Raw genomic sequence first — 23465 nt, 5'->3', positions numbered from 1 at the left:
CAGCTGGGTCCGCCGGGTTCGCCGTAGGTGACGGGCTGCCGTGGTCGGGGTGATGGTCAGCTTTGGGCTGGCATGTCGGAGGCGGCCAGTAGCCTCAGGCACCATGGGCATTCAGATCGATGTAGTGGTGGGTTACCCGATCAACGATGAGATGGAGAGGGTACTCGGGTTGGCCGAGGCGGTCGGCGAGCCCGTCACTGTCACGTTCATGTGGGAGGGGCGTGAAGAGGCGGAACGCGCGGTGCTGGTGCCCGCGGCCACGCTGGCGCTCTGGGAGCATTGGGCGCCCACCGCCTACCCGACGAGTGGCGCTGGGGAAGAGAACCGGGCTGTGGCGGAGGAGCCGGAACTGGCCCACCCGGCGGAATTCGGCGCGTTCACGCTTTTTCGTCGTCGCGTAGGCGGGCGCACGGCGGTTGCTCGCAAAGGCGTGGTGGTCGCCGAGCTACTGGACCCCGACGAGGCGCACTGGCTCCAGGAGAAGGCCCGCAATGTCCGCCAGGGCTTCATGGATCCGAAGCAGAAGGCGGCGTTCGAGGAGTTCCTTGCCCGGCAGGCATCCCTCGATGATCAGTGACGCGCCGACTCATGCTCCGTGGCTTTGTCACTGATCTTCGGGCTCTGGTCGGGTGCGTGTGGTGTGGTGACGCTCGGTCACGCCAACAGGACACGTTTGCGGAGGAGTTCGAAACCTGCGCGGCCGAACATCTGGCGCTTGAGCATCTTGATGGGTTGACATGGCCTTCCACGACACCGGAGTTCCAGGGCAGGGTCAGGCCAGCGGCGACGGCATCAAGGTCGCGTTCGAGGTGTTGGGCGAACAGGCTGAGACTGGGCAGGTCGGTAGCGGTTCTGGCTGATTCGATCCACTCCGGCAGCCGGTCACCGTGCAGGTCCGTAACCATGTGGGCGAAGGTCCGCACGTACTTGGCGAGGGCGTCCAGCTCGGGGCAGTTGGCCGGCACGGCCTTGAGCTGGACCCGGTCGCTCTCGATCAGGGCGTCTGGGTGAGTCAGGAGCCAGCGGGTCACGGCGCGGGCCGCCATCATCCGGGCGCCGAGCTGGACGCCGAGTCCGGGAAGCTCACGAGCACCTCGGCGTCTGAGTGCTGGAGGAAGGACTCCGCGACCGCCCGGGCGAGCTCGTCTGCGGCGAGGCAGGCTGCCTCGAGTTGCCGCGGGAGGGCGAGGGCCTGCATGCCGACCGCGGCCTCGACGAGCCGGGACTGGGTCGCGTAGTCGCCGCGGAACACCTTCCGAAGTCTGTCGGCTTCGGCCTCGATGCCGCGGCTGCTGCCGGCGCGCTTGAGGGCGGAACGCAGCTGTGTGCGTGTGAGGCGCGCGGCTTGAGTGGGGGTGGGAGCGACTTTGAGCAGTTCACGGGCTTTGGGACGGCATACCGTTGGCCCAGCCAGTGAAGGCGTCCAGGGCCGCGGGGTAGTACTTACGCAGCAGGGAGCGGAGCTGGTTGGCGATCTGCCGGCGGTTCCGGGTGGCGTCCTGCTGGGCGCGGGCCAGGACCGCGATGGTGCGGGCGAGGTCGGTGGACACCCCGGTGGCGGTGCTGGACGAGGAGACCACGGCCGACCGGATCAGCACGTCACCCCCTGCGGCGACGGTGTTCGCCGTGGCCAGCTGCGGCGCTACCGCAGGTAGTCGCCGGCCTCGGCGCCAAGGACATTCAGAAGGGCCAGCGCCTCGGCGCCGGGGGATTCTGGCGGCGCGCTGTAGACCACGAGGTACTGGTCGCGGTCCGTGAGGGTGAGCGTGTCGCAGTCGACGGTAATCTCTCCGATGGCCGGATGGCGGAAGGTCTTCGTGAGCATCGGCGCGGCCTGCACGTCGTGCCGCTCCCAGAGCCGGGCGAAGTCGGGGCTGGCGTCGCGGAGTTCGTCGACGAGGCCGGTCACCGCGGGATCCGCCGGATAGCGGGCGAGCGTGGCATGGAGCTGCATGACGACCTGGTGCCGAAACTCGGCGGCGTCGGAGATCCCGTACAGCGTCGCATCGGCGCGCTGCGGCCCGATGAATGCTCGGCGCGCGAGGTTGCGGTCCTTCGGAGCGAGCCGGGCGAAGTCCTCCATGAGCGCGGCCGCGAGGTCGTTCCACGCGAGCACCTCGAAGGCGGCGGACATCACGAAGGCGGGCGTCTGCGGCAGCCGCTGAAGGAGTGCGAGGATGCTCGGGCGGACGTCGCGCCGGTGCAGCCGGGTATGGGTCGGCGCGGTACCCGCGAGGACGTGGAGGTGGTCGGTCTCGGCGTCGGTGAGCCGCAGCGCGCCTGCGATCCCGGCGAGGACCTCGGCCGACGGCCTGGGCGCCCTGCCCTGCTCGAGCCGGATGTAGTACTCCGTGGAAATGTGCGCGAGGACCGCGGCCTCCTCGCGCCGCAGACCCGGTGTTCGGCGTCGCGGTCCGGACGGAAGTCCCACGTCCTGAGGCCGGAGCCGCTCGCGACGGCTGCGGAGGAACGCCCCGAGTTCCTGTTTGTCCATACGCCAAGTGTGCACGCGGCGCGGCGGCGGATCCTGGTACTGCCTGTGCCTGTATCCGGCCGGGGGCCAGGCTGACGCTGTTGTCATGACGAACAACACGAACAACACGAACAACATCGACATCGCACCCATCGGCCTGCTTACCGGCAAGGTCGTGTTCATCACCGGCGCCAGCCGCGGCATCGGGGCGGCCGCCTCCCGGCTCTTTGCGCGGGAAGGCGCAAAGGTTGTGCTGGCCGCCCGCAGCACCGACGCCCTTGAGCGGATCGTGACCGAGATCCGCGCCGATGGCGGCGTCGCCGACGCCGTCACCATGGACCTCGCCGACCGCGCAAGCATCCGCGCCGCCGTCGACCGCGTCGAGGAGCTGCATGGACGGCTCGACGGTGCCTTCAACAACGGCGCGGTGATTCAGCAGCCCGGCCCGGTCGACGCCACCACCGATGAGGACATCGACGAGCAGTTCACCGTGAACTTCCGCTCGCACTGGACCGCTATGAACGCCGAGGTCGCACTCATGCGACAGGGCGGCGGCGGGGCCATCGTCAACACCTCCAGCATCGGCAGTCGCCGCGCCAATCCCGCCCTGCCTGCCTATGGGGCCATGAAGCGCGCGCTCAACAGCCTCACCGAGACCGCCGCGGTCGACTTGGCCCCCGCCAACATCCGGGTGAACGGCATCACCCCCGGCGGCACCGCCACCGAAATGATCGACGAATGGGAAGCGGCGACTCCCGGCATTATCGAGGGGATGAGCGCAAGGATCCCGCTGGGCCGGATGGGCGAGCCCCGAGAGATCGCCGAGGCAGCCGCCTGGCTGCTCAGCGACCGCGCCTCGTACGTGACCGGCGCGATCCTGCCGATCGACGGCGGTGCCGGCGCCTGACCAGGGCAGCCCAGCACGACGACGTCGCGGTGCAGAACTCCACGTGGACTGCAGGCCGACGCGGCACCGGCGCCACGCAGGTCGTTCGCTGTGGCGCTGAGCTCGTGCACCACTCCCGCCGCGGGCAAGCCCGGCTTCGAGTCTTCGTCGAGTAGATCGCCGACGCATTGGCGGAGCAGGGCGGTGACCTTGCGTCCGTTGCGGAGATGGCCAAGCGGGTGAACTCCGGCGCGTTCCGGGCCCTGGGCAAGCAACTGGACCGCGTGGAGGTCACCGACAGCGGACTCGTTCACCCCGCTCAGTCCGCACCCGTCGACTCCGAGTCCCTCCCTGCAGAACACGGCCGCGGAGAGGGCCTTGTCGCGACACTCGCAGTTCAGCACGGCATCTTCTGCCGGGCCGCCCGCATCACCCGATGGGCCGCCCTGCCTGTCTCTACCGCCCTCCCTCGCCGAGCGAACGCGGACCCGGAGCACACCTCCATCTCGGCGCGGAAGACCCGCTCGTCGTCGAAGATGCCGACCGGGATCAGTACGTCGTCCAGTTGGGCGTGAACGCGATCGAGGGGGATGTCGAGTGACTCGTCGGCGCCGGGTGTGCGCCCCGAGTTGCGGGGGTCGGTGATGGTCAAGGCTGTTTCCCTCGTGCTCGTCGGGCTCACATCGGCGGGGCGGCGAAGACGCCGCGATCGGGGTCATTGAACGACCGCGTGGCGACGAACTCGTTCATGACGTTGGCCGTGCCCCACTGGTCGATGAACTCGGGCCTGGTGACGTCGTCTACGTGGAGACCGCCCGGGCCTTCGAAACCCAATGGCGCAAGGCCGCCGCCCAATTGGTCAGCCGACGGAATGCGCTGACTGCTGAGACGCGCCTTCCGTTGTATGGGGATCCCGCGTTGGCCTTTGGAGATTCCCCGTGCAATTGACGCAACTTGACGGCCCCGTGGAGTGAGTGCCGTCAGGCCGCAGCGGCGCCCCATACGTCGACCTGTCAGTACGCCGCTTCTTCAACGCAGCCGGCAGCAGATCCAGCACCCGCTCCTCCAGGCCGTGGTCGACGACCCGGGTGCGGAATTCCGAGAGCACCGAGGCGTTGAAGCCGACGTCCTTCAGTTCCAGGCTGCGCAGTCCGCCAGGTGGAGAAGTACTTCCTCACCCGCATCCCCGCGGCCGCCCTCGACCTGGCTGGAGCGACGCAGCCCGACAACATCCGCGAGTACCGCTGGTGGACCGTCGCGGAACTGCGGAGCACCCGGGAGGCGGTCTGTCCCGTTGGTCTCGCCGCCCTGGTCGCGATCGTCGCTGAAGGGCGCACGCCCGAGCAGCCCGTTGTGCTGGTCGGCTGATGACCGCGACGGTCCCGAGGACGCGGGGCCGGGTGGGTTGTGGTGGGTCGACGGCGGATATGGAACGGCGGATATGGATGTGTCTTACGTCCCGCACGGGGAGGGCAAGCCCGCACGAGTGGGGTAGTCGATCGGCCGCCGTCCGCGCCGGCGGCCCGCCCGCCGGCGTCGGGCCGTCGGCACGAGTCCCGCGCTGCGTCGAAGAGCACGTCGTCAGCAGTCGACAGCGAGGCTTGGCCTCAGTGGTGCCCCGCAGCAGATGCCAACGGCCGAGTTGGCGCCGCCGCTCGCCCCAGTTGTCGACCGACCGATTTCATTGCGAGCCCACTCAATATGCGCTGAACTCTGTCGCGCTGAAACCGCCCCAGTTTCCGTCCTGGCATCCACGGATCATGGCGGAATACAAGAAAGTGGTACAAAGGACGCATGATCAGGTGCTGGCGTGGTCCACCTGCCCGGCACAGTGGATTCTGCGGTCCACGAGCGTCGTGGAAGCAGCGGCTGCGCCCGCCGAAGTCCGTGGCGGGCCGGGTGTTCCTGCTGCAGGCAGGGGTCGTCCTGCTCCTCGTCGTCGTCGCGTTGGTGGCTCTCGTCCTGCAGGTTCAGCGGGACAACACAGAAGGAGCGCGTAACCGGTCGTCCACGGCGGCACGCTTCGTGGCCCACAGTCCCGGCCTGCTCCAAGCGCTCGACAGTCCCGACCCGACGGCCGTACTGGAGCCGCGTGTCGTGCAGGCGCGGAAGGATGCCGGCGTCGACTACGTCACGATATTCAGCCCGGCGGGGATCCGGTACGCCCACTCCGACCCGCGGCAGATCGGGAAGCACATCCTCGGCACCATCCCGGACGAGCCGGTCGTACGGCTCGCCAAATCTCCCTATGGCCCTGCCGTGAGCGCGTCCATCCCGATCCGTCGGCCTGACGGTTCCATGGCCGGGGTAGTGGCGGCCGGGGTCACGGTCAAGCAGTTGAACAACTCCGTGAGCCAACAGCTACCGGTGCTGCTGGGGGGCGCGGGCGTGGTCCTGGCGCTGTCTGCGGGAGGTACGGCGCTGGTGAGTTGGCGGCTGCGGCGGCAGACCCACGGGCTGGGGCCGGCCGAGATGACCCGGATGTATGAGCACCACGACGCCGTGCTGCATGCGGTGCGCGAGGGCGTCGTGATCACAGGGGGTGACGGGCGGCTGCTGCTGGTCAACGATGAGGCACGGCGCCTGTTGAGCCTCCCGCCGGACGCCGAGGGACGTCACGCGGACGAGCTGGGCCTGGACGCGGGCATCACCGATGTACTGATGTCCCACCTGCCGGTTACCGATGAGGTGCATCCGGCGGGTGGCCGGCTGCTGGCAGTGAGCGTGCGACCCGCTGCACCGCACGAAGGCGGTTCCGGGAGCGTTGCGACATTGCGGGATACCACTGAGCTGCAGGCGCTGGCGGGCCGGGCCGAGGTCGCCCATGAGCGCCTGGCGTTGCTGTACGACGCCGGCGTGCGTATCGGCACCTCGCTGGACATGCCGCGCACGGCGCAAGAACTGGCGCAGCTGGCGGTCCCACGGTTCGCCGACTTTGTCACCGTGGACCTGACCGAGCCGGTGTTGCGGGGCGAGGAGCCCGGGGAGCCTTGCCTGACCCTGCGCCGAACGGCCGTCGCCGGGATCCGCGAGAGCCGGCTCTTCCCACTGGGGCAACTGATCACGTATGCGGCGCCCACGCCACACGCACGGGCGCTCAGGGGCCGGGAGGCGGTGCTTGAAGCCGACCTGCGTCTTGCTGCCGTATGGCAGCAACAGGACCTGGACCGGGCGGCGCGACTCCTCGAAGACGGGTTCCATTCGCTGGTCACGGTTCCCCTGCGGGCGCGTGGCATCGTTCTGGGGCTGGCCAACTTCTGGCGTGCGGACCGGCCCGAATCGTTCGGTGCGGACGACCTGACCCTGGCCGGGGAACTGGCGGCCCGGGCCGCGGTGAGCATCGACAACGCCCGCCGCTACACCAAGGAGCACACCGTGGCCGCCACGCTGCAGCGCAGCCTGCTGCCCAGCGGCGCGCCCGAGCAGAACGCCGTCGAGGTCGCCCATCGGTACCTGCCGGCCATGGCCGGGGTGGGCGGGGACTGGTTCGACGTCATCCCGCTGCCTGGCGCCCGGGTCGCGCTGGTCGTCGGCGACGTCGCCGGCCACGGCTTGCACGCAGCGGTGACCATGGGAAGGCTGCGCACCGCGGTACACAACTTCTCCGCCCTCGACCTGCCACCCGACGAACTGCTCGGACACCTGGACGAGCTCGTCGCCCGGATCAACCAGGAGGCGGGCTGGGACGACACGGCGACCATCGGGGGCACCTGTGCCTATGCCGTCTACGACCCGGTCACTGGCGACTGCTCCATCGCCAGTGCCGGTCACCCCGTGCCCGCGCTGGCCGGTACGGACGGCGCCGTCGGCTTCCCCGACGTACCCGTCGCCCCACCGCTGGGTCTGGGATGTGAGCCGTTCGAGACGGCAAGGCTCCGCCTGACAGAGGGCAGTCGGCTCGTGCTCTACACCGACGGGCTCATCGATTACCGCGACCGGGACATCGACGACGCACTGCGGCTGTTGCTCGACATTCTCGCCACTACCCCGGACGCCGGAGCCGAGGAGACGTGCCAGGCCCTGGCCGCCACCGTGCTACCGCCACAGCCGAGCGACGATGTCGCACTCCTGGTCGCCCGTACCCGCCTGCTGGGTCCTGACTGCGTCGCCGAGTGGAGTGTCCCCCGCGACCCGGCGGCCGTTGGGCCCATCCGCGCCGAGTGTGCCCGCCGGGTGTGCACCTGGGGCCTGGAGGACATCTCCTTCGCCACCGAACTGATTCTCAGCGAGCTGATCACCAACGCCATCCGGTACGGCGAGGAGCCCATCGGGGTACGGCTGCTCTACGACCGGTTCCTGATCTGTGAGGTCTCCGACGGCAGCAGTACCTCCCCGCACATCCGCCGGGCGGCCGACACCGATGAAGGCGGCCGCGGGCTGTTCCTCGTGGCTCGGTTCGCTCAACGCTGGGGCACCCGGTACACCGCGCGCGGCAAGATCATCTGGACCGAACAGCCCCTGCATACGGGCACCGAGGGGGAGGGGTCGGGCGACCTCCTCCTGGACCAGTGGGACGACGCGACGCTGTGACTTCTCGTGACGTGGACACCAGTGCCGGGTTCCTGTCTCGCTGGGTATTTGTCCTGGTGGCGGGGTAGTTGACGGTGCTCGGGGGCGGGTGCTGGACGATGGTTCCACGAGCTCGGCCGGGGCGGGATGAGGACGAGCGGACCGTCATTCGCCGGTTGTCGCGGGCACGGAAGGCCCTGCACGATGCAGTGATGCGGGCCTGGATGATCGAGCTGAGCTGGTCAGGGCTGCGGGTGCCGGCGATCGCGGTGGAGCCGGACTGCAGCCGTCCCGCGTACTGCCCAGGTGAGCCAGGGTGCGCCACCTACCGCTCGGTCCGGCGGCTCGCCGATCACTCCTCGGTCCGGTATCTCTGACGTAACGGGGGCCCACGGCCACGCTGTCCCCATCTGCCTGCTGGGTTTCATTCTGGAACCGACCGTATGCTGGCCTGCATGAGGCGGACATCCTTTGCGCGCTGGCCCTGCTCGATCGCGCGCACCATGGAACTGCTGGGCGACTGGTGGACGCCGCTGGTGCTGCGCGAGGCGTTCTACGGGATCCGGCGGTTCGACGCGTTCCAGGAATCGCTGGGAATCGCGCGCAACACCCTCGCCGACCGGCTCCGGCGGCTGGTGGACGAGGGCCTGCTGGAGAAGCAGCCCTACCAGACCGATCCGTTGCGCTACGACTACGTGCTCACCGAGAAGGGGCGCGACTTCTACCCCGTGCTGCTGGCGATGAACCGGTGGGGGGACCGCTGGCTGGCCGGCGAGGCGGGTCCCCCGGTCACCCAGTACCACGACGTCTGCGGGCACGAGAGCCACGCCGAGGTGGTGTGCGCCGCCTGTGGTGAGCCGATGACGGCGGAGAACACCCACCCCCGAATGGGGCCGGGCTATCCGCCGCACCTGGCCGAGCGGCCGGACATACGGGAGCGGTTCACGAGCTGATCCAGCGGTTCGGCAGTGCCGCCGCCGACCCTTGACAGGTGAGTCTATCTACGCAACTTTAATGGTCAGGCCCTGATTTCTGCGGGGATCTCCGGTACCGACAGGAGGCCGGCCAGCGATGGAGTGGACGGGCGCGCGCTATGCCGACACCCCCACGGTCGAGGTGCGAATCTGGATCGATGCCCCACCGGAGCGGGTGTGGGAGCTGGTGTCCGACGTCGGGCTGATGCCGCGCCTGAGCGCGGAGCTGCAGTCGGTGCAGTGGCTGGACGGGGCGACCGGTCCCGCCCTGAGGGCGCGGTTCCTCGGCCGGAGCGTGCATGAGGCACTGGGGGAGTGGTCCACCACCTCCCACGTCGTGGAGTTCGAGCCACCGCGGGTGTTCGCCTGGGCGGTCGAGGACCCCGAACATCCCACGGCGCTCTGGCGGTTCACCTGCGAACCGCGGGACGGCGGCACTCAGCTCCACCAGTGGATGCGAATGGGCCCGGGCCGGTCCGGCCTGTCCTTGGCGATCGAGCGGATGCCGGAGAAGGAACAGAAGATCGTCTTCGTGCGGCTGCGGGAGTTCGAGACGAACATGACCGCGACCGTTGAGGCGATCAGGATGCTGGCCGAAGGCGCCGGGAAGGCGGGGATGTGATGCGGACCGCGACCACGATCGAGGCCTCCGGCGGGAGCTGGCCGGAGACGGTGGATTTCGTCACCGAGGCCGAGAAGCTGGGCCTGGACATCTGCTGGGTGGCCGAGGCCTGGGGCTCCGAAGCACCCTCGCCCCTGGGCTATCTGGCCGCGCGGACGGAGCGGATGCTACTCGGCTCAGGGATCATCCAGCTCGGCACCCGCAGCCCGATGGCTATCGCCCGGGCGGCGATCACCTTGTCGAACATCTCCGAGGGGCGCTTCCTGCTGGGGCTCGGCCCGTCCGGGCCGCAGGTGATCGAGGGCCTGCACGGGGTGCCGTTCGCCCGGCCGCTGGCGAGGATGCGGGAGACCGTACAGATCGTGCGGCTGGCGATGTCGGGCGAGAAGATCTCGTACTCCGGGCGGGAGTTCACCATCCCGCTGCCCGGCGGGGAAGCCAGGCCCATGCGGCTGTCGATGCGCGCCGAGCACGCCATCCCGATCTATCTGGCCACCCTCTCACCGAAGTTGCTGCACCTGACCGGTGAGATCGCCGATGGCTGGCTGGGCACCAGCTTTGTGCCCGAGGGGGCCCAGGAGGCGTACTTCGACCACCTGGCGGCGGGCCTGGCCGCCTCCGGCCGGTCCCGCGCCGACCTGGACATCTGCCAGGGCGCCGAGGTCAACTTCGCCCCCGACGAGGACGCACTGCGCGCGATGGTCGCCCCCCGGAAGAAGGAGCTCGCCTTCAGCCTGGGCGGAATGGGCTCGGCCGGCACGAATTTCTACAACGACGCCTACAGCCGCCAGGGTTGGGCCGAGGTCGCGGCCGAGGTCCGGCAGCGCTGGCAGGCCGGCGACCGGGACGGGGCCGCGGAGCTCGTCACCGACGAGATGGTGCTGGGCACCACGCTCATCGGCACCGAGGACATGGTGCGCCGACGGCTGCGGGTGTGGCGCGCCGCCGGGGTCGACACTGTCCGTCTCTACCCCGCCGGCGAGACGCTGGACGCCCGGCTCGCCACCCTGGGCCGGGCCCTGGAGCTGGTTCGCGAAGTGGAGTGCGACTCGGGACAGTAGTGCCCGGGGAGAAGCAGCGCGGTTCGCCGAACGCTTCCGCCCACAGGCGTGTTCAAGTGATCCGCAGCAGCACGACCGACAGCGATTCGGAACATGCGGCACAGCCGCGCGAGGACGCAGGCGCCGCAGGTACCCGAACGTTCATGGGCCGACCGACGTCATAGAGGTAGCCGTCTCCGAGGGAGCCACCATGACTGCCGTACGTTCCAGCCCCCGTCTTGTATCCGCTGCCGTATTGACAGGGGTGCTGATGTGTGCGGCTGCCGGCTGTGGCGGCGAGACCTCGACGTCCTCGGGATCCACGGCGGAGACTGGGCCGAAGAGCGCCACAGCGCAGAGGGAGTCCACCTGGGAGGAGCCTTCCTCGTACGCCTACACGCTGAAGTCGAGTGAAGGGGAACGGTCCCTGATCGGGACATTCCGGGTGACGGTCCAGCACGGCAAGGTGACGGAGGCGGTCGGTCTCGACGAAAGCGGCCGGCGGGTGGTCAAGCAGTCACCCGATGCTGTGCCCACGATTCGCGAGCTGTTGGAGGAGCTGGACCGGGCCCGGCACGACCAGGCGGATGCGGCGGAAGTGGAGTACGCAGCGGACGGGCACCCGGTGCGGATCTCGCTGGACTGGCAGAAGAACGCGATCGACGACGAAGCCCTTTACATCATCAGTGCTTATGAACCGGCAGGCAGTCAGTAACGCGGCGAGGCTCGTAATAATCCGCGTGAACCACTTCACGAAGCTTTTGGGCGTTGTGGCTGACGGGCCGTCGGACGACGGCGATGACTTCCACCACCCTGGGTCTTCCAGGCACGCGCGGAGCACCCCTTGGCCAACACAACTTCCAGCCCCTCCTTCAAGAAGCGCTATGTTGGGCAGACACATCCTGGCCCACGGCGGTTGCGGCGGGCACTGCGAACTCCGTCACCGGCTTCCACAACCTCGAGATGTGCGTCTCGGAGCTGATGTGCGGCCAGAACCTCACGCGGCGCACTTCGTCGCCGACGTGTCCCGTCCGGCCGGATCATGGCGTGGGGGCTTTTTGCGGCCGCATGACCGGCACCGTTCGCCATCAGGCAGGGAGTCGAGGAACCGACGGATTTCGCTGACCTGCTGAAACGCGGCTCAGACCATGAACGTCCCGCGTTGGAGTGTGGAGTTTCCCGATGAACCTCCAAAACAGCTGCCGTGACTACACCATCCCGCGGGACATGACCCTTGGTGCGGTCATGAACCGGCCTGCGGTCCTCCCGTGGTGAGGGGATGGGGGCGGACCCCGCCGTCCTGGTCGTCCCTGCGGAGCGGGCTGTCCGCTGCACCGCCGCACCGCGCCGGCCCGCCCGCCCGCGGAGGCGGTCCACATCGCGGTCACCGCGGGTGTCGGCCGCCTCCACTGCGCATCACGTCGATGTCATTGCAGCGCACAGGAGTTGACCAGGTCGCCGGATGCGGGCCTGGGCACGACGCCGCTCGTCGGCGGGGCCGCCCGGTGCTCGACCCAGTCGGTCAGGGCGCCGAAGGCGGAGCGGTAGCAGGGAAGGATCGGGCGGAGCCGTTGCGGATAGGTGTCGTAGAGGCCGTCGACGTGGGTGCCGCCCTCGATCGTGTAGGAGCGGTGCAGACGGCCGCGGTGGCTGTCGTCGATCATGCGCGTATAGACGTCCGAGTCGGTCGCGATAGGCAGCAGTGCGTCGAGTGATCCGTGCAGTGTGAGCATGGGTTTGCCGATCCGGCCGGTGAGCGAGATCCGTTCGACCGCCCGGCGCACGGAGAGCGGTCGCGACGCGTAGTCGTAGGAGGCGTCCGAGGCACAGGGCGCGAGGATCTCGACCGTCGTCGAACCGGCCGACGCACCGGGGCACTTAGGGTCGTACGAGGGGTCGACCTCGGCGCGGTACACCTTCTGCGTCAGACCCCAGTAGGCCGCCTGGTGGTAGGGCCACAGGAATTCGGTGCCGGGGGCGAATCCGGCGGCGAGCATGTCGTCGTGGGCGGCCCGGCCCGCCTGGTAGGCGACGGCGGTCGGCAGATAGGTGAGCAGGTTCGGCCCGTCGGGCGTCCAGAGGGTGCCCTCCCAGTCGACCCCGCCGTCGTACAGTTCGGGGTGGTTCTCCAGCTGCCAGCGGGTCAGATAGCCTCCGTTGGAGATGCCGGTCATGTATGTGCGGCGCGGCTGATGCCCGTACGCCTGCCGGACGACGGTCTTCGCGGCGCGCGTCAGCTCGGTGGTGCGCCGGTTCCATTCCGCGATCGCGTCACCGGGCCGCTTGCCGTCGGTGTAGAAGTCGGGGCCGCTGTTGCCCTTGTCGATGGAGGCGAAGGCGTAGCCCCGGGCGATGACCCAGTCGGAGATCAGGGTGTCCAGCGAGTACTGCTTGCGCGTCCCGGGCGCGCCGGTCACCACGAGGCGGCCGTTCCAGTGCTCGGGCAGCCGGATGACGAACTGGGAGTCGTGGTTCCAGCCGTGGGTCTTGTTGAGGTGCGAGGAGTCGGGGAAGTAGCCGTCGACCTGGATGCCGGGGACACCGGTGGGGTTCTTTGTGCCCTTTGCGGCGAGTGAGGCCCAGTCCGCGGGGTCGGTGTAGGCGGTACCGGCGGTCGCGGCCGTGGTCATGTCGGGAAGACAGGCCGTGGTCTGCAACTCCGCGCCGGGTACGGCGATGTGGGCTTGGCCGGCGCAGGGGTGCGCGGCGTCCGCCGCGGCGCTCGCGGACACTCCCGCCGTCGACAGAAGCACGGCGGACAACAAGGTGAGGGGGCGTCTGAGGTGCATCGTTCGGGCTCCGGGTGGGAGAGAAGAGGGAAGCGGGTTGCGGACTGCCCGACCAGCCGGTTCGGGCAGAGGGGCTTGGGGATCAGGAGTCGAAGCGGGCGCGCAGCGCCTTCTTGTCGAACTTGCCGACGCCGGTGCGCGGGATGGCCTCGACGACCTCGATACGGTCGGGAAGCTGCCAGCGCGCGAAGCCTGTGGCCTCGAGGTGATCCCGTATGCGTGCGAGGGTCACGGTGGAGCCCGGGCGCGGGGCGACGCAGATCAGCGGACGTTCCTGCCACTTGTCGTCGGGGACGGCGATGACCGCGGCTTCGGCGACCTCGGGCAGGGCCATGACGGCGGACTCCATGTCCACCGAGGAGATCCACTCACCGCCCGACTTGATGAGATCCTTCGCGCGGTCGGCGATGACGACATAACCGTCCGGTGAGCCGACGGCGATGTCCCCGGTACGGAACCAGCCGTCCTCGGTGAACTGGGCGGCGCCCTCACCGCCCAGGTAGGAATCGGCGATCCACGGGCCGCGCACCAGCAGATCACCCATCGAAATGCTGTCCCAGTCCAGGGAGTTGCCCGCCTCGTCGCGGATGTCCATCTGCACGCCGGGCAGCGGAAGACCCGCCCGGGTGCGCACCGCGTCGGTGATCCGCTCCTCGTCCCAGTCACGCATGTGTTCCTTCGGCCAGGCCAGGCTGGCCAGTGGCGAGGTTTCGGTCATGCCCCACACCTGCACCAACGGGATGCCGAAGTCGCGCCGGTAGCGTTCGATCAGGGCGCGTGGCGGACGGGCCCCGCCGCACAGCAGATGTCGCAGTTCGGGCAGCCCGCCGCGGGCGGCGATCTCGTCGGCGACCGCCATCCAGATGGTGGGCACGCCTGCGGCGACCGTGACCCGCTCGGCGGCCATCAGCTCGACCAGCGCCGCGGGATCCAGCGACCCGCTGAGGAACACCTGCTTGGCACCGTAGGGAGTGGCGGTGTAAGGGACGCCCCAGGCATTGGCGTGAAACATCGGCACGACCGGCAGCACGCAGTCACCGGGACCGATCGACATGGCGGCCTGCGAGGACGCGGCGATGGCGTGCAGCACGGTCGAACGATGGGTGTAGATCACGCCCTTGGGGCGTCCGGTGGTGCCGGAGGTGTAGCACAGACCGAGCGGCGACCGTTCGTCGATGTCGCGGGGGGCGTATGCGTCCGGCAGGCCGGCGATCAGCTCCTCGTACGCCACCACCCCCGGCAGCGCGGTGTCGGGCACCTTGTCGCCGAGCACGACGATGTGCCGCACGCCGGCGAGGCCGCCCCGTTCGTGCACCTTCTCCAGGAGGGGCAGCAGATCGGGATCGGCCAGGACGGCGCGGTCGTCCGCGTGGCCGATGACGTAGGCCAGGTCCTCGGGGGAGAGCCTCAGGTTCAGGGTGTGCAGGACGCGCCCGGTGCAGGGCACGGCCCAGTAGGCCTCCAGGTGCCGGTAGCCGTTCCAGGCGAGGGTCGCCACCCGGTCACCCGGCGCCAGACCGAGGGCGTCCAGAGCGTGCATCAACTGCTGGGCGCGGCGCGCGAATTCGGCGTACGTGTAACGGTGCACACGGCCGTCGGGAAGGCGCGTCACGACCTCGGTGTCGGGGAAGTAGCGCGGGGCGTGGCCGAACAGCAGCCAGGTATTGAGCGGTGTCTCCATCATCGCCATGGCGCACATCGTCACCGCGGTGCGGAACCGTAGCGACGGAGGAAGTCTCCACACCCTCCCGCACCTCAATGGAGCATGTACCCACACCGGCGACGGACGCCGCGACGCGCAGAGGGAGAAAACCCACACCCTCGCAGGGTCACCTTGTGGAGATTCTCTCCGTAGCCGCCGCTCATGGCCGAACTTAACGTCTGCCCCACATCGGCATCCGCCGGTGCATCCCCTGCGCATCCGAGGCGTCATGAGACAACCGCGCGCCATTTTGGTCACGCAAGGCCTGTCCAAGGAGTTCCAGGGATTCCGCGCCGTCAGCGCGGTGGACCTGAGCGTCGCCGAGGGCACGGTCCACGCGCTCGTCGGCCCCAACGGAGCGGGAAAGACAACCCTGTTCAACCTGCTGACCGGATTTCTCAAGCCGACCGCAGGGCGCATCACCTTCGACGGACACGACATCACCGGACAGCCGCCGGAGCGTATCGCCGGCCTCGGCGTCGCCCGCTCCTTCCAGGTCACCAGCCTCTTCGAGCAGATGACGGCGAGGGAGCACGTCGAGCTCGCGCTGCAGTCCGGCACCGGTCTCGGCCGCCGGTTCTGGCGCACGGACACACTGATGCGCCGCTTCTCCGGCCGGGCCTTGGAACTCCTTGGCGACGTGGGGCTCGCGCACCTCGCCGACCGGCCCGCCGGACACCTTCCCTACGGACAAAAACGCGCCCTGGAACTGGCCCTCGCCCTCGCCCTGGACCCCGCGCTGCTGCTGCTCGACGAGCCGACGGCCGGCATGGGACTGGAGGACATCGACCGCACCGTCGCCCTCGTCGACCAGATTCGCGAGGGACGCACCGTGGTGATGGTCGAGCACAACATGAGCGTCGTCGGCTCGCTCGCCGACACCGTCACGGTCCTGCAACGGGGCGAGGTACTCGTGGAAGGCCCCTACGACCGGGTCAAGACCGATCCACGGGTCGTCGAGGCGTACTTGGGGGCCGACGTTGCTTGAGATCAAGGGCCTCGGCGCCCGGTACGGCGAGGCCACGGCCCTGGACGAGGTATCCCTGCACGTCGACGAGGGTGAGGTCGTCACCCTCGTCGGCCGCAACGGCGCGGGCAAGACCACCCTGCTGCGTTGCGCCATGGGCCTGCGCCGTGACATGACGGGCCGGGTGGCACTGGCGGGCCGGGACATCACGGCGGCGCCCCCGCACCGCAGGGCCCGGCTCGGTCTCGGCTACGTGCCCGATGACCGAGGCATCTACGCGGGCCTGTCCGTCGAGGAGAACCTGACCCTGCCGCCGGCCGCCCCGCGCTCCGCGTGGCCGCTGACCCGGATCTACGAGGCCTTCCCGGTGCTCGCGGCGCGCCGCCGCTTCCCCGGCGGCAAGCTCTCCGGCGGTGAACAGCAGATGCTCGCACTCGCCCGGGTCCTGCGCGCCGGCGCACGCGTGCTGCTGTGCGACGAGCCGACGGAAGGCCTTGCCCCGGTGATCGTGCAGCAGATCGGCGAGATTCTGCGCGGGGCCAAGGAGCACGGGGTGTCGGTGTTGCTCGTGGAGCAGAACCTGCGCTTCGCCTCCACCGTCGCCGACCGCCACTACCTCCTCGCGCAGGGCCGCGTCGTCGAATCGCTCGACAACACCGAAGTACGCCGGCGCGAGGGCGAACTCCTTGCCTATCTCGGACTGTGACACCCCGTCACCTCCGCTCATTCGGGACGTACGCATCAGGAGGATGCAATGAAGCACAGGCTGTCGACGGTCGTGGCCACAGCCGCCGCGGGGGCACTGCTCGCGGGCTGCGGGGGCGGCGGACCGAGCTCGGGCGGCGGGAAGATCAGTGATGACAAGATCGTGCTCGGCGTGCTCACCGACCTGTCCGGCGTGTACGCGGACATCGCGGGACCGAACTCGGTACAGGCAGTGCAGATGGCCGTCGACGACTTCAAGAAGAAGTACGGCGACAAGGCGGTCACCCAGAACATCGAGGTCATCAAGGCCGACCACCAGAACAAGCCCGAGATAGCCAACACCCAGGCCCGGGAGATGTACGACCGCAAGCAGGCCGACGCGCTCTTCGACGTGCCGACCTCGTCGGCGGCGCTCGCCGTGCAGACCGTCGCCGGCCAGGCCAAGAAGCTGTACTTCAACACCGGGGCCGCCACGACTGAACTCGCGGGCAAGACCTGCAATCCGTACACCTACGAATGGGCCTACGACACCTACATGCTGGCGCACGGCACCGGATCCGCGGTCACCGCACAGGGCGGCAAGAACTGGTACACGATCTACCCGGACTACGCCTTCGGCCAGGACATGCAGAAGAAGTTCGAGACAGCCATCACGGGCGCGGGCGGCACCATCGTCGCCAAGGACCCCACGCCGTTCCCCAGCGACAACTACTCCACCTTCCTGCTCAAGGCCCCGCGCCTGAAGCCGAAGCCGAACGTCCTCGGAGCCCTCCAGGCCGGCGGTGATCTGGCCAACGTCGTGAAGCAGTACGAGCAGTTCAAGCTGAAGGACAAGGGCATCGAGCTGGCCATCGGCCTGCTCTTCGACAGCGACATCAAGGCCATCGGCGCGGACAAACTGGCCGGCACGACGTTCACCACCGCCTGGTTCTGGAACGTCGACCCCAAGGCACAGGCCTGGGCCGACCGGTTCAAGGAACGCACAGGACAGCGGCCCACCTTCGTCCAGGCGGCGGACTACTCGGCAGCGACGCACTATCTCGAGGCTGCGCAGAAAGCCGGCAGCGACAAGGCGGCCGACGTCTCGAAGGAACTGGACGGCACCAAGTTCAGCGACTTCTTCGCCCACAACGCCACCATCCGTGCCGAAGACCACCGGATCGTCCATGACGCCTACCTGGCCAAGGTCAAGGACCCTGCCAAGGCGAGCGAGCCCGGCGACTACACCGAGCGCGTCAAGACCATCCCCGCGGCCGAGGCATTCGACAAGCCTTCCCCCGACTGCCACCTCAGCTGACCACCAGGGCCCGGTGGCCGCCCGCTGCTCGACACAGCCCGACGGGCAGGCCGCCGGCCGAAGACGGGACCCACCCATGACCTCGTTCCTCCAACAGGCCTTCAACGGGCTGGTCAGCGGTAGCTTCTACGCCCTGCTCGCACTCGGCCTCGCTGTCATCTTCGGCATGCTGCGCGTGGTGAACTTCGCCCACGGCGCCCTCTACATGCTCGGCGCGTTCGGCGCGGTCGCCCTCGCCGACACCACAGGGCTCGGCTTCTGGTGGGCCCTGCTGCTCGTCCCCCTCGCCCTCGCCCTCACCGGCACCCTGCTCGAACGACTGCTGATCCGCCGCCTGACAGCTCTCGACCCCCTCTACAACTTCCTGCTCACCTTCGGCATCGCACTGGTCTGCCAGGACCTGCTGCGCATGAAGTACGGCGCACACTCCCAGCCCTACGAGCGCGGTCCCTTCACCGGCTCGATGGACCTGGGCCTGTTCGACTTCCCGCGCTACCAGGTGTTCGTCCTGGCCGTCTCGGTCACCCTCTGCCTGGCCGTGTGGCTGCTGCTCACCCATACCCGGATCGGGACCATCGTGCGGGCGGCCACCGAACGCCCCGAGCTCACCCGGGCGTTCGGTATCGACACCGGGCGCTGGGTCACGCCGGTCTTCGGCTTCGGTGTCGGGCTCGCGGCTCTGGCCGGGGTGCTCGCCGCACCCATGCGGGCGGTCAACACCGGCATGGGCAGCGACCTGATCATCACGGTGTTCGCGGTCGTCGTCATCGGCGGACTCGGCTCCGTCTTCGGCTCGGTGCTCGCCGGTTTCACGATCGGCATGCTCCAGGCGCTCGGCAACCTTTACGTCCCCGTCCTTTCCCAGACCTCGGTCTATCTGCTGATGGCCGTCGTGCTGCTGGTCCGGCCCGCCGGACTGTTCGGCAAGGAGGAGCCCGCATGATCCTCGCCCTCCTCGACAAGCTGCACGGCCGCCCGGTCTGGATCCGGTGGGGCCTGTTCGCCGCTGGGCTGCTCGTCGCGCTCGGCCTGCCGTGGAGCCTGTATCCGCCGGTCGCCACGGACATCCTGTGCTGGGGACTGTTCGCTGTCGCCTTCGATCTGCTGCTCGGTCACGCCGGGCTGTTGTCCTTCGGGCACGCGGCGTTCTGGGGCAGCTCGGCGTACGTCACCGGACTGATCGCCCTGCACAGCGGACTGCCGTTCTATGTGGCCGTCCTGGGTGGCGCCGGCGCCGCCGCGCTGCTCGCCCTGCCCATCGGGTTTCTGGCGGTCAGGCGCAGCGGCATCTACTTTGCCATGGTCACCCTGGCCTTCGCGCAGATGGTGTACTTCATCGCCAACCAGTGGGGCGATGTCACGGGCGGCGAGAACGGTCTGCAGGGAATCCCGCGCGACCTGCCGGGCTTCGATCTGTCGGACTCGTTCGTCTTCTACTACGCGGCCCTGCCGGTGGTGCTGCTCGGCCTCGCCGCGGCCTGGAGGATCGCCCACTCGCCCTTCGGCCGGGTCATCGCCGCCGTGCGCGACAATCCCGCCCGTGCCCGTGCCCTGGGCTATCCCGCCGACCGCTACAAGCTCGTCGTCTTCACCGTCTCCGCGTTCCTGTCCGGCCTCGCGGGCGGACTGTACGCGGTCAACCACGGGTTCGCCTCACTGCAGGAGGTGTACTGGACGACCTCCGGCAAGGTGGTCGTGATGACGGTCCTGGGCGGCATGGGCACGCTGTGGGGGAGCCTGCTGGGAGCCGGCGCCATCGTCCGCCTGGAGGACTGGCTGTCCACCTCCGGCTTCGAGGAGACCGGCCTGGTCACCGGCGGCGTCTTCATCGTTGTCGTCCTGCTGTTCCGCCGAGGAGTGTGGGGCACCCTCGCGCACGCGCTTCGCCCCCGTTCCGGGTCCTCGACACCCGACCCGGAACCACACCTGGAACACGACCACGGCGACGCGTCGCAGCCGGTGTCGCCGTAGATCTGTGCAGACCAGGCCGGGACGGCGAACATCACAGGCGGGAACGCGTACCGGAACACCCAGGAGGCACCCGTGCACTCGACGACCACACGCAGTCGGGCCGAAGTGGAGCCTACGGCACGGCTGCTGCGCCTGTTGCGCGAAGACGCCGCGCACAGCGAGTACGAAGCCCTCCTCGAGCGATGCCCGGAGCAGGACCGGCCCTGGCTGGCTCCGCTGGTCGACGACGCCCTGCAGGTTCGCACACGCCTGGAGGAGCGTCGGCGTCGGGAGGCCGAGCTTGGTGCGCTCTACGAGACCGCGGGTGACCTGTCCTCACTGCGTGACCTGGAGGCCGTGCTCCAGGCCATCGTCCGTCGGGCTCACGGCCTGCTCGGCACCGATGTGGCCTATCTGATGCTCAACGACAGCCAACGCGGAGACACCTACATGCGGGTCACCGACGGAATCCGCACGGACGCGTTCAAACAGACCCGGCTCGCCATGGGCGCAGGCCTCGGCGGGCTCGTGGCCAAGACAGCGGTTCCCTACAACACCCCCGACTACTTCGCCGACCTGCGCTTCGAGCACAGCATCGACGACGTCGTACGCGGTGAGGGGCTGATCTCCATCCAGGGAGTGCCCCTCAAACTCGGCGAGAACGTCATCGGCGTCCTGTTCGCCGCCAACCGCCGGGTCCGCCCCTTCTCCGACCACGAAGTGGCCCTGCTGGTTTCGCTCGCCAACCACGCCGCCATCGCCATCGAGAACGCCACCCTCTTCCAGGACGTCCGCAGAGCCGTCGACGAACTCACCGAAGCCAACAGCGTCATCCGCGCCCACAGCGAGTCGATCGAGCGCGCCGCCGCCCTGCACGAGCGGCTCACCACCATCGTTCTCGACGGCGGCGGGATGGCCGACGTGGCGCAGACCCTCGCCGAAGTCCTCGGCGGCAGCATCCTCGTCCTGGACCCCCGCGGCCGCACCATGGCCGCCGCCGGCGACGATCCGTTGGTCGAACAGGCCCGCAGCCAAGGAACGCTCCCGGATCCGTGCCCCGCCGCCCACGCCGTCCGTGACGCCCGGGTGCTGAGCACGGACGCCCGCCGCACCCGCCGTATCCCGGCGGGCGCCGACGGATCCGCCGCCTGCGCCACCCCCATCGTCGCCGGCAGCGAACTCCTGGGCGTACTGCTGCTCGTGCGCGACCACCTGGACGCCTCAGGCGTACGTTCCCTGGAGCGCGCGGCGCTTGTCACCGCGCTGATGCTGCTCAGCGAACGCACCGTCGCCGAGGCCGAGCACCGGCTGCGCGGCGAGATCCTCGAGGACCTCCTCGGCTCCCCCCATCGGGATCGGGACGGCCTGCGGCGCCGGGCCACCCTGATGGGCCTCGACCTCCTCAGCCCGCACACGGTGTTCGCCGCCCGCTGCCGCGACAGCACCCACCGGCGACGCATCGCGGACGCCGCCGCCTCGTACGCCGCCCATGCCCGGGGTCTCGCGGGCGAATACCGGGGCGACACCGTCGTCCTCCTGCCACAGGACCCGGACCCGGACGAGGCCGCCCGCAGCTTGGCCGACCACTTGTCGCGGGCCGTGGACAGCCCGGTCACGGTCGGCGCCGCGACGGCCGCGCCCGGGGTCGACGCCATCGTCGAAGCACACCACGACGCGGCCCGCTGCCTGGATGTCCTGCTCGCGCTCGACCGCGACGGAGAGGGCGCATCTCCCAGCCAACTCGGTGTCTACGGCCTGCTGTTCCACCAGACGGGCCGCGACGAGCTGCATCGCTTCGTGCGCCGCACCATCGGCCCCGTCCTCGACTACGACACCGCACGCGGCGGCGAGCTCGCCCGCACCCTGCTCACTTACTTCGCCTGCGACACAGGCCTTGGCCGCACAGCTGCCGAGCTCTACATCCACGTCAACACCCTCTACCAGCGCATCGATCGCGTCACCGCGCTGCTCGGCCCGCACTGGCGCCATGGCGACCAGGCGTTGCAGGTCCACCTCGCTCTCAAGATTCATACGGTGCTGGCCGCCGCGTGATCAATGCTCGACGCGGACCTTGTCGATCGGATGGCCGGGGGCGCAATCTGCTCGGCCTGGTCGTCTTCCTGCAGCAGTCGGGACGAAGGGCGTCGTCAAGACATGAGTTGAGTGTCGGGTGGCAGTCAGATCAGGTTCTCCACCGATCGGGGGAGTGACCACGCCTGACGATGACGCCGGCTTGTCGCGGCTCGTACCCCTCTGGCCAGGTGATTGCTTCATTGGCCACTGCACCGTCGAGTCGTGCGCCGTCAATGAGTTGTGGGAGCTGATGCTCTCGTTCCTCCTCTGCGGGACGCTACCGCTCACGCTGGCTGGTGTCGGCGTGGACGGACCGTACTCAGTGCGGCGAACTAGCCCGGCATCGGGGCTAGTTCACCCGCGGTGATCGCTGCCGGGCTGCGGGCCCCGGCCCGGCAGGGGCGGCGAGCAGCGGTCCTCAGTCGATGACGCACCAACGTCTGCCTGCGGCACGGCCGTTGGATCGGCCGCCACGGACAACAGCTCGACCTGAACGCCGTCCCGGAGGCGATCCGAGCACAGTGGCACCACTACAACCTCGTCCGCCGCCACGGACAGCGGATCGTCACCTACGCGCTGGCCGAAGCCACCAGCATCTGTTTCCGCTGGTGGGACAGCAACCGATACGACCGGCGATGGCGGCATCGCATGTCCGCGCTCAGCTGCCCGGGATGGCACGCCTTCAAGGACGACATCGAGCTCGTCGCTTGCACTTACCCGGACATCGTTGCTCTCGCCGGGCTTTTCGCCTCCCCGCACCTGCGGTTCCTTCCCTTCACCGGCAAGGACCAGGACCTGCGGCGGTTCCTCCGGGAAGTCCATGACCGGGCCGCCCCTGGCTACAGCGTCGAAGGCGCCGGCGCACGTGACCCGCTGATCCGCTGGATCGAGGAGGAACCCTACGACCGCAGCCCGCCGATCTATCCCTGGAACCCTCCGGACCGTTCCGACCGTGAGGAGGTGAGCACGCCATGACGACCACGTCCTCCCTGCGGCGGACGCCGCAGGCCCCGGCCGTCGTCGGCTATGTCCGCGCGGCCGCGAACCAGAGCCCGGCCCCGCAGATCAGCACGCTCATGCGAGCTGGCGTCGCCGAGGAGTCCATCTACATCGAGCACGCGAACGGCCACAAAACCGCGGGGCCCGAGCGGGACTTGCTGCTGCCCCAACTTCGCTCCGGCGACACCATCACGGTCACCCGGCTCGACCGGCTCTTCTACTCCGTCCAAAACCTCATCGTCGTCGGCACCGATCTACGCGACCGCGGCATCCGCATCCACGCCGTCGAGCAGCACATCGACAGCAACACCCTCGAAGGCCGCGACTTCTTCGGCATGATGTCCGTCTTCGCCAGCCTGCACCTCATATTCGTACGCGCTGCCACCAACGACGGCCTCGCAGCAGCCCGGGCCCGCGGCAAGACCGGCGGGCGACGGCCACTGCTCACTCCTGAACAGGCTGAGTAGGCACAACAGCTC

Annotated in this window: 23 protein-coding genes and 1 pseudogene; 17 read left to right on the top strand and 7 right to left on the bottom strand. The window is 69.1% G+C overall.

Annotated elements, in window-relative coordinates:
- Positions 1-103: 103 nt before the first annotated feature.
- On the top strand, positions 104-577 hold the full coding sequence (locus IEY95_RS16350; RefSeq protein WP_189186759.1) for a hypothetical protein: 474 nt from the start codon (positions 104-106) through the stop codon (positions 575-577).
- A gap of 468 nt (positions 578-1045) precedes the next feature.
- Here the strand turns inward: IEY95_RS16350 and IEY95_RS16340 are convergent, their stop codons facing one another.
- The 3 genes from IEY95_RS16340 to IEY95_RS16330 all read right to left on the bottom strand — a co-directional run bounded on the left by IEY95_RS16340 (position 1046) and on the right by IEY95_RS16330 (position 2494).
- Positions 1046-1252 carry a hypothetical protein gene (locus IEY95_RS16340; RefSeq protein WP_189186758.1) on the bottom strand — a complete coding sequence of 69 codons (207 nt, stop codon included), beginning with the start codon at positions 1250-1252 and terminating at the stop codon, positions 1046-1048.
- A 124-nt stretch (positions 1253-1376) separates the two neighbouring features.
- Positions 1377-1598: a hypothetical protein gene (locus tag IEY95_RS16335; protein WP_189186757.1), complete on the bottom strand. Its 222-nt coding sequence runs from the start codon at positions 1596-1598 to the stop codon at positions 1377-1379.
- 44 nt (positions 1599-1642) lie between these two features.
- Positions 1643-2494, bottom strand: a complete 852-nt coding sequence (locus tag IEY95_RS16330; protein WP_189186756.1) for a helix-turn-helix transcriptional regulator — start codon at positions 2492-2494, stop codon at positions 1643-1645.
- An 85-nt stretch (positions 2495-2579) separates the two neighbouring features.
- Here IEY95_RS16330 and IEY95_RS16325 point away from each other — a divergent pair, with 85 nt between their 5' ends.
- Complete coding sequence (locus IEY95_RS16325; RefSeq protein ID WP_189186755.1) at positions 2580-3380, top strand: SDR family NAD(P)-dependent oxidoreductase; 801 nt, start codon at positions 2580-2582, stop codon at positions 3378-3380.
- A gap of 376 nt (positions 3381-3756) precedes the next feature.
- On the opposite strand, the gene IEY95_RS16320 is transcribed toward IEY95_RS16325, so the two are convergent.
- Both IEY95_RS16320 and IEY95_RS16315 read right to left on the bottom strand, forming a co-directional pair.
- Entirely contained in the window at positions 3757-4011 is a 255-nt protein-coding gene (locus IEY95_RS16320) for a hypothetical protein (protein ID WP_189186754.1), read from the bottom strand.
- Between the two features lie 26 nt (positions 4012-4037).
- Positions 4038-4166 (bottom strand): annotated as a pseudogene (locus IEY95_RS16315) (VOC family protein); the annotation flags it as partial.
- 351 nt (positions 4167-4517) lie between these two features.
- Between IEY95_RS16315 and IEY95_RS16310 the strand changes: the two are divergent.
- The 7 genes from IEY95_RS16310 (at position 4518) to IEY95_RS16280 (ending at position 11219) form a co-directional block, all read left to right on the top strand.
- Positions 4518-4727, top strand: coding sequence for an NUDIX hydrolase (locus IEY95_RS16310; RefSeq protein WP_189186753.1), 210 nt, complete (start codon positions 4518-4520; stop codon positions 4725-4727).
- Between the two features lie 426 nt (positions 4728-5153).
- On the top strand, positions 5154-7889 hold the full coding sequence (locus IEY95_RS16305) for a SpoIIE family protein phosphatase (protein WP_189186752.1): 2736 nt from the start codon (positions 5154-5156) through the stop codon (positions 7887-7889).
- 191 nt (positions 7890-8080) lie between these two features.
- Complete coding sequence (locus tag IEY95_RS16300; protein WP_189186751.1) at positions 8081-8245, top strand: hypothetical protein; 165 nt, start codon at positions 8081-8083, stop codon at positions 8243-8245.
- Positions 8246-8323: 78 nt separating this feature from the next.
- Positions 8324-8821: a winged helix-turn-helix transcriptional regulator gene (locus IEY95_RS16295; protein ID WP_189186750.1), complete on the top strand. Its 498-nt coding sequence runs from the start codon at positions 8324-8326 to the stop codon at positions 8819-8821.
- A 118-nt stretch (positions 8822-8939) separates the two neighbouring features.
- The gene (locus IEY95_RS16290; RefSeq protein WP_189186749.1) at positions 8940-9464 is read left to right on the top strand and encodes an SRPBCC family protein; all 525 of its coding nucleotides are present in this window, start codon (positions 8940-8942) and stop codon (positions 9462-9464) included.
- Positions 9464-10525, top strand: coding sequence for an LLM class flavin-dependent oxidoreductase (locus tag IEY95_RS16285; RefSeq protein WP_189186748.1), 1062 nt, complete (start codon positions 9464-9466; stop codon positions 10523-10525). The genes IEY95_RS16290 and IEY95_RS16285 overlap by 1 nt, the downstream gene beginning before the upstream one ends.
- A gap of 190 nt (positions 10526-10715) precedes the next feature.
- Complete coding sequence (locus tag IEY95_RS16280) at positions 10716-11219, top strand: DUF6174 domain-containing protein (RefSeq protein ID WP_189186747.1); 504 nt, start codon at positions 10716-10718, stop codon at positions 11217-11219.
- Between the two features lie 712 nt (positions 11220-11931).
- Here IEY95_RS16280 and IEY95_RS16275 read toward each other — a convergent pair.
- Positions 11932-13293, bottom strand: coding sequence for a tannase/feruloyl esterase family alpha/beta hydrolase (locus IEY95_RS16275; protein ID WP_189186746.1), 1362 nt, complete (start codon positions 13291-13293; stop codon positions 11932-11934).
- An 82-nt stretch (positions 13294-13375) separates the two neighbouring features.
- Positions 13376-14983 (bottom strand): long-chain fatty acid--CoA ligase, encoded by a 1608-nt coding sequence (locus IEY95_RS16270; protein WP_189186745.1) that lies wholly within the window; start codon positions 14981-14983, stop codon positions 13376-13378.
- Positions 14984-15224: 241 nt separating this feature from the next.
- Between IEY95_RS16270 and IEY95_RS16265 the strand changes: the two genes are divergently transcribed.
- From IEY95_RS16265 to IEY95_RS16230, 8 genes are all read left to right on the top strand, one after another.
- Positions 15225-15983, top strand: a complete 759-nt coding sequence (locus tag IEY95_RS16265) for an ABC transporter ATP-binding protein (RefSeq protein WP_189186744.1) — start codon at positions 15225-15227, stop codon at positions 15981-15983.
- On the top strand, positions 15976-16668 hold the full coding sequence (locus IEY95_RS16260) for an ABC transporter ATP-binding protein (RefSeq protein WP_189186743.1): 693 nt from the start codon (positions 15976-15978) through the stop codon (positions 16666-16668). Before IEY95_RS16265 ends, IEY95_RS16260 begins: the two co-directional genes overlap by 8 nt.
- A 48-nt stretch (positions 16669-16716) precedes the next feature.
- Entirely contained in the window at positions 16717-17964 is a 1248-nt protein-coding gene (locus IEY95_RS16255) for an ABC transporter substrate-binding protein (RefSeq protein ID WP_189186742.1), read from the top strand.
- Between the two features lie 76 nt (positions 17965-18040).
- Complete coding sequence (locus IEY95_RS16250) at positions 18041-18907, top strand: branched-chain amino acid ABC transporter permease (protein WP_189186741.1); 867 nt, start codon at positions 18041-18043, stop codon at positions 18905-18907.
- Complete coding sequence (locus IEY95_RS16245; RefSeq protein WP_189186740.1) at positions 18904-19935, top strand: branched-chain amino acid ABC transporter permease; 1032 nt, start codon at positions 18904-18906, stop codon at positions 19933-19935. The genes IEY95_RS16250 and IEY95_RS16245 overlap by 4 nt, the downstream gene beginning before the upstream one ends.
- 72 nt (positions 19936-20007) lie before the next feature.
- Positions 20008-21966 (top strand): helix-turn-helix domain-containing protein, encoded by a 1959-nt coding sequence (locus tag IEY95_RS16240; RefSeq protein ID WP_189186739.1) that lies wholly within the window; start codon positions 20008-20010, stop codon positions 21964-21966.
- Between the two features lie 669 nt (positions 21967-22635).
- Complete coding sequence (locus tag IEY95_RS16235) at positions 22636-22962, top strand: hypothetical protein (protein ID WP_189186738.1); 327 nt, start codon at positions 22636-22638, stop codon at positions 22960-22962.
- Positions 22959-23453 carry a recombinase family protein gene (locus IEY95_RS16230; RefSeq protein WP_189186737.1) on the top strand — a complete coding sequence of 165 codons (495 nt, stop codon included), beginning with the start codon at positions 22959-22961 and terminating at the stop codon, positions 23451-23453. Before IEY95_RS16235 ends, IEY95_RS16230 begins: the two co-directional genes overlap by 4 nt.
- Positions 23454-23465 lie beyond the last annotated feature (12 nt).

The organism is Streptomyces albiflavescens (assembly GCF_014645835.1).
Classification (GTDB): domain Bacteria; phylum Actinomycetota; class Actinomycetes; order Streptomycetales; family Streptomycetaceae; genus Streptomyces; species Streptomyces albiflavescens.
Note: the sequence above shows the minus strand (reverse complement) of the source record. Positions and strands in the feature narration are given on the sequence as shown.

What these genes read in the sequence shown, in the direction of transcription:
- IEY95_RS16350 (WP_189186759.1), top strand. Translation starts at nt 104, where the DNA reads ATGGGCATTCAGATCGATGTAGTGGTGGGTTACCCGATCAACGATGAG.
- IEY95_RS16330 (WP_189186756.1), bottom strand. Translation starts at nt 2,494, where the DNA reads ATGGACAAACAGGAACTCGGGGCGTTCCTCCGCAGCCGTCGCGAGCGG.
- IEY95_RS16325 (WP_189186755.1), top strand. Translation starts at nt 2,580, where the DNA reads ATGACGAACAACACGAACAACACGAACAACATCGACATCGCACCCATC.
- IEY95_RS16305 (WP_189186752.1), top strand. Translation starts at nt 5,154, where the DNA reads ATGATCAGGTGCTGGCGTGGTCCACCTGCCCGGCACAGTGGATTCTGC.
- IEY95_RS16300 (WP_189186751.1), top strand. Translation starts at nt 8,081, where the DNA reads ATGCGGGCCTGGATGATCGAGCTGAGCTGGTCAGGGCTGCGGGTGCCG.
- IEY95_RS16295 (WP_189186750.1), top strand. Translation starts at nt 8,324, where the DNA reads ATGAGGCGGACATCCTTTGCGCGCTGGCCCTGCTCGATCGCGCGCACC.
- IEY95_RS16290 (WP_189186749.1), top strand. Translation starts at nt 8,940, where the DNA reads ATGGAGTGGACGGGCGCGCGCTATGCCGACACCCCCACGGTCGAGGTG.
- IEY95_RS16285 (WP_189186748.1), top strand. Translation starts at nt 9,464, where the DNA reads ATGCGGACCGCGACCACGATCGAGGCCTCCGGCGGGAGCTGGCCGGAG.
- IEY95_RS16280 (WP_189186747.1), top strand. Translation starts at nt 10,716, where the DNA reads ATGACTGCCGTACGTTCCAGCCCCCGTCTTGTATCCGCTGCCGTATTG.
- IEY95_RS16275 (WP_189186746.1), bottom strand. Translation starts at nt 13,293, where the DNA reads ATGCACCTCAGACGCCCCCTCACCTTGTTGTCCGCCGTGCTTCTGTCG.
- IEY95_RS16270 (WP_189186745.1), bottom strand. Translation starts at nt 14,983, where the DNA reads ATGGCGATGATGGAGACACCGCTCAATACCTGGCTGCTGTTCGGCCAC.
- IEY95_RS16265 (WP_189186744.1), top strand. Translation starts at nt 15,225, where the DNA reads ATGAGACAACCGCGCGCCATTTTGGTCACGCAAGGCCTGTCCAAGGAG.
- IEY95_RS16255 (WP_189186742.1), top strand. Translation starts at nt 16,717, where the DNA reads ATGAAGCACAGGCTGTCGACGGTCGTGGCCACAGCCGCCGCGGGGGCA.
- IEY95_RS16250 (WP_189186741.1), top strand. Translation starts at nt 18,041, where the DNA reads ATGACCTCGTTCCTCCAACAGGCCTTCAACGGGCTGGTCAGCGGTAGC.
- IEY95_RS16245 (WP_189186740.1), top strand. Translation starts at nt 18,904, where the DNA reads ATGATCCTCGCCCTCCTCGACAAGCTGCACGGCCGCCCGGTCTGGATC.
- IEY95_RS16235 (WP_189186738.1), top strand. Translation starts at nt 22,636, where the DNA reads ATGTCCGCGCTCAGCTGCCCGGGATGGCACGCCTTCAAGGACGACATC.
- IEY95_RS16230 (WP_189186737.1), top strand. Translation starts at nt 22,959, where the DNA reads ATGACGACCACGTCCTCCCTGCGGCGGACGCCGCAGGCCCCGGCCGTC.